The following is a 7,620-nucleotide window of genomic DNA, read 5'->3' on the forward strand; positions in this document are numbered from 1 at the left end:
ATGGGGTTTCCGACCGCAAGCTCTTCGCCTACGAGACCGCCTCCGAACGCGCTCTAGCCTGAAGGGCCTATCATCATGACCGACCTGCTGCTCCTGCCCGGCGACGGAATCGGGCCCGAAGTGACCGCCCAGGTGCGCCGGGTGGCCAACCGCCTGGCCAACGACCTGACCATCGACGAGCGGCCGTTCGGCGGGACCAGTTTCGATCAGCTCGGCACGCCGCTGGCCGATGAGACCTTGACCCAGGCCAAGGCCGCCAAGGCCGTGCTGATGGGCGCGGTGGGCGGCCCGCAGTGGGCCAATGCGCCGCGCGACAAGCGCCCGGAGGCGGGCCTGCTGGGTTTGCGTGCCGGCATGGGCGTGTTCGCGAACCTGCGGCCCGCGATCTGCTTCCAGCCCTTGGCGGGCGCCTCGACCCTGAAGCGCGAGGTGATCGAAGGCCTGGATCTGATGATCGTCCGCGAGCTCACCGGCGGGGTCTATTTCGGCAAGCCGCGCGGCATCGAAGACCTGCCGGGCGGCGGCAGGCGCGGCGTCGACACCCAGGTCTACACCACCGCCGAAATCGAGCGGATCGCCCGGGTCGCCTTCGAGCTGGCCCGCGGGCGAAAGAACAAGGTGCATAGTGCCGAGAAGTCCAACGTCATGGAGACGGGGCTCCTGTGGCGTCAGGTCGTGACCGACCTGCACAGCCGCGAGTACGCCGACGTCGAGCTCGAGCACATCCTGGCCGACAACGCCGCGATGCAGCTGGTCAAGAATCCCAAGCAGTTCGACGTCATGGTCACCGACAACCTGTTTGGCGACATCCTTTCGGACGAAGCGGCCCAGCTCACCGGCTCGCTGGGCATGCTGCCCTCGGCGGCGCTGGGCGCGCCGGGGACGCCGGGGCTTTACGAGCCGATCCACGGCTCCGCGCCGGACATCGCCGGTCAGGGCATCGCCAATCCGCTGGCGGCGATCCTGTCGTTCGAAATGGCGCTGCGCTGGTCGCTCGGCCGCGCAGACCTCGCCGACAAGCTCTACGCCGCCGTCGGCAAGGCGCTGGAGAAAGGCGCCCGCACGCCGGATCTCGGCGGCCAGCTGACCACCATCGAGATGGCTGACGCAGTGTTGACCGAGCTTTAGAGTTTCAGCCGCCAGGTCTCGCTGACCTCGGACGCGCCGAAGTCGTCGTGGGTCCACGTTTCTTCGAGCTCGAAGCCGGCGGCGGCGTAGATCGCCCGTGCGGCCGTCAGCACCTTGTGGGTCCAGAGCACGATCTCGCGGTAGCCAGCGGCGCGCGAGAAGGCGATGCATTCGTCGACGAGCCGCCGGCCGAGCCCTAGGCCGCGCGCCGCCGGCTCCAGCATCAGGAGGCGCAGGCGCGCGACGTCGGGAACCTCGTCCTTCACCAGGAAGACGCAGCCCAGCCTCACGCCGCCGCGCTCGGCGATCCAGCAGCGCTCCAGCGCCGGATCGTAGCCGTCCAGGAAGTCGGCGCAGATCCGTGCGGTCACCGCCTCGATGTGGCCGTTCCAGCCGTACTCGCGCGCGTAGTTCACCCCGTGGCGCTCGGTGATCCAGCCCATGTCGCCGGCCCGGTGCAGCCGAAGCGTCGCCGCGCCAGCCGTCGGCGCGCCGAGCAGGACCTCCACCTCGGCCATGGCGGCGGTCAACCGCTGCCGCTTCCGGCTGGAAAGGCCGCCGATCATGCCCTCCACCAACATCGCCGAACGCCGGTCGAACGGCTCGAACACCTCCGCGCCATGGGCCGTAAGCCGCAGCAGCGCGCTTCGCGCGTCGTCAGCCGACCGCTCGCGCGCCACCACACCGTCGCGCTCCAGCCGCGCCACGATGCGGCTCAGGTAGCCGGCATCGAGGCCGGTGATCTCGCCCACCGCCTTGGCGGCGATCCCATCGGCTTTGGCGATCTCGTAAAGCACCCGGCCCTCGGCCACCGTGTAGGGCGTGCCGAGGTAGCCCTTCTCCAGCACGCCGATGGCGCGGGTGTAGAAGCGGTTGAAGCGTCGGACGGCGGCGACGGGGTCGGGGTCGGGGTCGGGGTCGGAAAGCTCGACGGGCATGGCGTTCTCCCGAACGCCAGCAAAGCGCAACTAGTTGACGGCGTCAACTAATGGACGGTCGCAACCAGCCAATCTGCCAGGGTCTGCTGAAGGGCGATGCGCCGGTCGCTGTAGGGATGGTCGGTGGCGAAGTGGACGGTCTTGGGCGCGGGACCGCCCAGCTTGCCGACCGCGGCGGCTAGGGCGTCGCCCTCCGGCGCGAAGCCGTCGTCGGAGGTGATGACCAGCAAGGGTACGCCGCGAAGTTTCGGGGCGGCTGCGGCGAAGGTCCAGTCCTTGCCGTGGGGAAGCAGTTGCTGGGCCAGGCCCACGGGCGTGCAGCCGACCAGGGTCTCCAGGCCGTCGTAGCCGTCCTTGACGAACTTGCGCCAGGAATCGGGACTTGCTTTCGCAGCCAGCGCCTCGCCGGCGTCGTCGGTGCCGGAGACCAGAACCAGGCCCTGGACCGGCGCGGCGCGGACCGCGGTGTTCACAGCCACGAAGCCGCCGCTGCTGTGGCCCGCGAGCACGATGCGGTGGACGTCGACCCCAAAGGCGGCGGCGGTCGCGGGCGCGCGCACAAACGCCAGGACCGCCACGCCGTCCTCGATCAGGTGCCGATAGGAATAGGTCCCCGGACTGCCCCAGGATCCCCGGTAGTGCAGGGTCAGCACGTTCCACCCGGTCCGGCGCGCCGCCTGGGCCAGGTCGAGGTTCTGTTCGTTGCCCGGCATGCCGTGGAAGAACACCATCGTCGGATGCGGTCCGGCGCCAGCGGCCAGATAGAACACCCCGTTGATCTTCACGCCGTGGGTCGGGATGTGGACCACCTCCATCCGCGCCGGATGTGCCGAATCTTGCGGCGGATCGGCGAAGATCGGGCTGGTCTGGGCCACCGCGGATCCCGCCGCCATTGCGGCGGCGAGCGCCAGACCTGCGAGACGCCAGCTCATGTCGGTCTCCTTAGCCCCGCAGCACGCCGGCGACCGCCGCAACGGTGCGCGCAACGTCGGCCTCCGTCGTGCGCCAATTGCAGACGCTGATTCGCATGCAGCGCCGACCGCCGAAGGTGACCCCGCCGAAGTAGGCCTCGCCTGACGCGTCAATGGCCGCGATCACCTCGTCGGTCCGGGCGTCGTGATCGGCCTCGCTTGCCCCGGGGGCCGGCGACAGGAACCGCACCAGGCCTTGGTTCAGGCTTGAGGTCGCCACCACCTTGGCGCCCGGGAGCGCGCCGATCCCCGCAACCAGAGCCTGGGCAAAGCGGCAGGTGCGGTCCACCAGGTCGGCGACGCCGTCGCGGCCCAGTTCACGCAAGGCGGCATAGATCGGGAAGCCCCGCGCGCGGCGGGAGAACTCCGGGTTCCAGTCGATCTGATCCCGGGCCGCGCCGCCGGCCGGCAGGTAGCTGGTCGACAGCGTCATGGCCGCCCTATGCGCGGCGGCGTCGCGGATGATCGCCAGCCCCGAGTCGTAGGGCACGTTCAGGTATTTGTGCGCGTCCGTGGTCCAGCTGTCGCAGTGCTCGATCCCGCGTGCGAGATCGCGATGGGTCGCGGTCGCCCGCGCCCACAGGCCGAAGGCGCCGTCCACGTGGGTCCAGGCGCCGGCGGCCCGCGCCATCGGCGCCAACGCCTCGAAGGGGTCGAAGCCAGCGCGGTTCAGTTCGCCCGCCTGCAGCACCACTATGGTCGGCTGTGACGAGGCGCGCAGCGCGGCGCCGAGCGCGTCGGGGGAGACGCACCCCCCGTCATCGGTCGCCAGCGGGACGATGTTGTCGGAGCCCAGGCCCATAAGCCGCACGGCCCGATCAACCGAACCGTGCCGTTCGGCGTTGGCCAGGATGCGGATGGCGGGCGATCCGACCAAGCCCTGGCGCTCCACGTCCCAACCCCGATCGCGCAGCACCGCATGACGCGCGGCGGCCAGGCAGGTCGAATGCGCCATCTGGGTGCCGGTGACAAAGCCGACGCTGGCCTCCGTGGGCAGCCCGAACAGGTCCTTCAGCCACCCAGCCGTGACCTCTTCCACCACTGAGGCGGCGGGGCCACAGGCGTGGATGCCGGCGTTCTGGTCCCAGACCGTGGTCAACCAGTCGGCCGCCATGGCGGAAGGGACGCCGCCGCCGATCACCCAGGCGAAGAACCGCCCGCTCTGCGAGCCCAGGATGCCGCCCGCGACATCGGCCACGAGGTCATCGATGACCTGCACGGCCTCCACGCCTCGGTCCGTCAGCGGCCGGCCCAGCCGCCGGCGCATCTCATCGAGCGTCGCGGTGGTGGCCACCGGGCGGTTCTCCAGCCCGTCGAGCCAGGCCAGCGCATGCTCGGCGGCGCGCGTCATGGCGGCGTGGTCGGTGGTCTCGTTCGGCATGGGCCCCTCCAGGCGCGGCAGATGCGGTCTCGCGGGCGGTGGCGTCAACGGGGCGATAGCGACATTCGGAAGGGGCATTCGCCTTGCCAATCCGCCGGCGCGCATGATCCTGTCGGACCTCGAAGCGGCGGCAAGGGGAGCAGGCGATGGCGCACTGGCTGGTGAAATCGGAGCCCAACAAATACGCCTTCGCCGACCTGCAGCGGGACGGCAAGACCGTCTGGGACGGCGTGCGCAACAACGCCGCCGCCCTGCATCTGAAGACCATGAAGCTGGGCGACGAGGTGCTCTACTACCACTCCCAGGAGGGCCTCGAGGTCGTCGGCGTCGCCAAGGTCGTGACGGAGTCCTTCCTTGACCCGAGCGATCCCCTAGGCCGTTTCGTGGCCGTCGAACTGGCGCCCATGCGCCCGCTGAAACAGCCGGTCAGCCTGCAGGCCATGAAGGCCAATCCGGCGCTGGCCGGCCTGGAGATGATCCGCCAGGGCCGCCTGTCTGTCTCGCCCGTGCGCGATGCCGAGTGGGCGGCGATCCTGAAGATGGCCGGCGAATAGTCCGGCCGCGCATCAGGCTTCGATGGTCATTTGGGTTTGGATGATGAGGGCGAGCAGCTTGCCCTCGTCATTGGTGATGCGGGTCTGCCAGACGCTGGAGCGGCGCCCGACGTGCAGCGGCGTAGCCTCGCCGGTGACCGTCGATCCCACCGCCGCGCCGTGCAGGAAATTGGTCTTGCTCTCCAAGGTCGTCGTCCGCGCGCCCGGCGCCAGGTTCAGCACACCGCCGATCGCCCCAAGCGCGTCCGCAAAGGCCATGTAGGCGCCCCCATGCAGGATGCCGCCCGCTGTGCAGAGGGTCTCGCGCACCAGGAGGCGGCCGACCACGCGGGTCTTCTCTCGCTCGACGATCTCCACGCCCATCACGTCGGAGAACGGCATGCCGGTGGAGGCTGGCGCGGCGGTGTCGGACATCAAAGGTTCCCCTCAACTGAGCATCGTCAGATGGCACCCGGCCTTAGGTCTCTTGGCCCGGCAAATCGCCTCGCTCCGGGTTGCGCCCGCGCCACGCCCACGCCATCTCAGCACATCTGAAAGGCCGCGCAGCTATGCTCGCCTTGCATCGGGCCGGTTCGAAGCGTAACGGAACGCTCCCTCAAGACTAGGAGAACTGCGATGGGTTACCGGGTCGCCGTCGTCGGCGCCACGGGCAACGTGGGCCGCGAAATGCTGAACATCCTCGAGGAAGTTAACTTCCCCGTGGAGAAGATTCACGCGATCGCCTCGCGCAAATCCATCGGCATGGAAGTCAATTTCGGCGACCAGATCGTCCGTTGCGAGGACATCGCCCAGTTCGACTTCTCCCGCGTCGACCTCGTGCTGATGAGCGTTTCGGGGACCTTCTCCAAGGAGTGGTCGCCGAAGATCGCAGCGGCCGGCCCCATCGTCATCGACAATTCGTCGGCCTGGCGCATGGACCCCGACGTCCCGCTGATCGTGCCGGAGGTCAATCCTGACGACGCGGAATGGGCCAGCCGCAAGAACATCATCGCCAACCCGAATTGCTCGACCGTTCAGCTGGTGGTGGCGCTTAAGCCGCTGCACGACCGCGCGCGGATCAAGCGGGTGGTGGTCTCGACCTACCAGTCGGTGTCCGGCGCCGGCAAGGAAGGCATGGACGAACTGTTCGACCAGACCAAGAATGTCTTCGTCCTGGGCGCCACGCCGCCGAAGAAGTTCCCCAAGCAGATCGCCTTCAACGTCATCCCCTTCATCGGCAAGTTCGAGGACGACGGTTACACGGACGAAGAGACCAAGATGTGGAACGAGACCCACAAGATGCTCGATCCGGCGATCAAGCTGACGGTCACCTGCGTCCGCGTGCCGGTTATGGTCGGCCACTCCGAGGCCGTGAACATCGAGTTCCACGATCCGCTGGATGAAGACGAGGCGCGCGACATCCTGCGCGAAAGCCCCGGCCTGATTGTCATCGATCAGCACAACGACACCGGCTACATGACGCCCAAGGAAGCCCAGGGCGAATTCCCGGTGTTCGTCAGCCGCATCCGCAACGACCCGACCGTCGAGAACGGCCTGAACATGTGGGTGGTCGCCGACAACCTGCGGAAAGGCGCCGCCCTCAACGCCGTGCAGATCGCCGAACTGCTCCACGAGCGCGGCCTGATCCGCCAGAAAGCCCTCGCCTGACGCCATGACCACCGCGGCGCCGGGCGGCGAATCCCGTCTGGCGCTGACGGCGGGCATCGTGTGCTACCTCATCTGGGGAATCATTCCCCTGGTGTTCCAGGTCATGGGACGCCTGGGAATGTCTCCGCTGGAGATCCTCGCCAACCGCACGGTGTGGGCTGTTCCCATGGCGCTCATCTTCGTCCTGGCCGCGCGCCAGGGTCCGGAGGTGCTGGCGGCGTTCCGCAATCCGCGCTCGCTGGCGTGGCTGGCGCTCTCGGCAGTGCTGATCTGCGCCAACTGGTCGATCTACATCTGGGCGGTGAATTCCGGCCGGGTGCTGGAGACCGCGCTTGGCTACTACATCAACCCGCTGATCGGCATGGCGGCCGGCGCCTTGATCTTCAACGAGAAGATCGACCGTCTGGGTTATGTCGCCATCGCGCTGGCGGCCATCGGCGTGGTCGTGCAGGCGGTGGCAGTCGGCGGCCTGCCGGCCGTCTCCCTGGCCCTCGCGCTCAGCTTCGGCGGCTACGGCATCGTCCGCAAGCGGGTGGCGGTCTCGGCCCAGGCGGGTCTGCTTGTCGAGTGCCTGCTACTGGCGGGACCCGGCCTTGCCTACGTGCTGTTCCTGCAGAAGATGGGAGCGGGCCACCTCACCGCCAGTTTGCCCTCGACCCTCTGGCTCCTCTCCTGTGGGCCGTTCACGGCAGTGCCGCTCGTGCTGTTCTCCTGGGCGGCGCGGCGCATTCCGCTGTCGTCGCTGGGCTTCCTGCAGTTCCTGGGACCGACAACGGGGTTCGCGATCGGGTTCATGGAAGGCGAGGCCTTCACGCCCTTGAGGGGCCTTTCGTTCCTGTTCATTTGGGGCGGCGCGGTGGTCTTCGCCTACGCAGCCTGGAAACGGTCGCGGCCGGAGCTTCGGGCGACCGAGCTCGTCGAGCCCGCCGAATGACCAAAGCTTAACTGGGCCGCTCGGCGACCGGGCCATAAGCTTGCGAACTTGGCTGGAGGATCTTGCC

8 protein-coding genes are annotated in these 7,620 nt (G+C 68.5%); 4 read left to right on the top strand and 4 right to left on the bottom strand.

The window, feature by feature from the left end:
• Nucleotides 1-75: 75 nt before the first annotated feature.
• Entirely contained in the window at nucleotides 76-1,128 is a 1,053-nt protein-coding gene (gene leuB, locus E8A12_RS19755; RefSeq protein WP_293372020.1) for a 3-isopropylmalate dehydrogenase, read from the top strand.
• Here the strand turns inward: leuB and E8A12_RS19760 are convergent.
• The 3 genes from E8A12_RS19760 to E8A12_RS19770 are packed head-to-tail and all read right to left on the bottom strand — an operon-like array spanning nucleotide 1,125 to nucleotide 4,418.
• Nucleotides 1,125-2,066 (bottom strand): bifunctional helix-turn-helix transcriptional regulator/GNAT family N-acetyltransferase, encoded by a 942-nt coding sequence (locus E8A12_RS19760; RefSeq protein WP_293372022.1) that lies wholly within the window; start codon nucleotides 2,064-2,066, stop codon nucleotides 1,125-1,127. The genes leuB and E8A12_RS19760 overlap by 4 nt on opposite strands.
• Nucleotides 2,067-2,113: 47 nt before the next feature.
• Nucleotides 2,114-2,998 (bottom strand): alpha/beta hydrolase, encoded by an 885-nt coding sequence (locus E8A12_RS19765; RefSeq protein WP_293372024.1) that lies wholly within the window; start codon nucleotides 2,996-2,998, stop codon nucleotides 2,114-2,116.
• A 10-nt stretch (nucleotides 2,999-3,008) separates the two neighbouring features.
• Nucleotides 3,009-4,418, bottom strand: coding sequence for a pyridoxal-dependent decarboxylase (locus tag E8A12_RS19770; RefSeq protein WP_293372026.1), 1,410 nt, complete (start codon nucleotides 4,416-4,418; stop codon nucleotides 3,009-3,011).
• Between the two features lie 146 nt (nucleotides 4,419-4,564).
• On the opposite strand from E8A12_RS19770, the gene E8A12_RS19775 reads away from it, so the two are divergent.
• A complete protein-coding gene (locus E8A12_RS19775; RefSeq protein WP_293372028.1) occupies nucleotides 4,565-4,972 on the top strand; it encodes an EVE domain-containing protein in 408 nt (135 codons plus the stop codon).
• A gap of 12 nt (nucleotides 4,973-4,984) precedes the next feature.
• Here the strand turns inward: E8A12_RS19775 and E8A12_RS19780 are convergent, their stop codons facing one another.
• On the bottom strand, nucleotides 4,985-5,386 hold the full coding sequence (locus E8A12_RS19780) for a PaaI family thioesterase (protein WP_293372030.1): 402 nt from the start codon (nucleotides 5,384-5,386) through the stop codon (nucleotides 4,985-4,987).
• 201 nt (nucleotides 5,387-5,587) lie between these two features.
• On the opposite strand from E8A12_RS19780, the gene E8A12_RS19785 reads away from it, so the two are divergent.
• Nucleotides 5,588-6,619 carry an aspartate-semialdehyde dehydrogenase gene (locus E8A12_RS19785; RefSeq protein ID WP_293372032.1) on the top strand — a complete coding sequence of 344 codons (1,032 nt, stop codon included), beginning with the start codon at nucleotides 5,588-5,590 and terminating at the stop codon, nucleotides 6,617-6,619.
• Between the two features lie 4 nt (nucleotides 6,620-6,623).
• Nucleotides 6,624-7,553 carry an EamA family transporter RarD gene (gene rarD, locus E8A12_RS19790; RefSeq protein ID WP_293372034.1) on the top strand — a complete coding sequence of 310 codons (930 nt, stop codon included), beginning with the start codon at nucleotides 6,624-6,626 and terminating at the stop codon, nucleotides 7,551-7,553.
• Nucleotides 7,554-7,620: the final 67 nt, after the last annotated feature.

It is taken from the genome of Phenylobacterium sp., assembly GCF_004799395.1.
Lineage (GTDB): Bacteria > Pseudomonadota > Alphaproteobacteria > Caulobacterales > Caulobacteraceae > Phenylobacterium.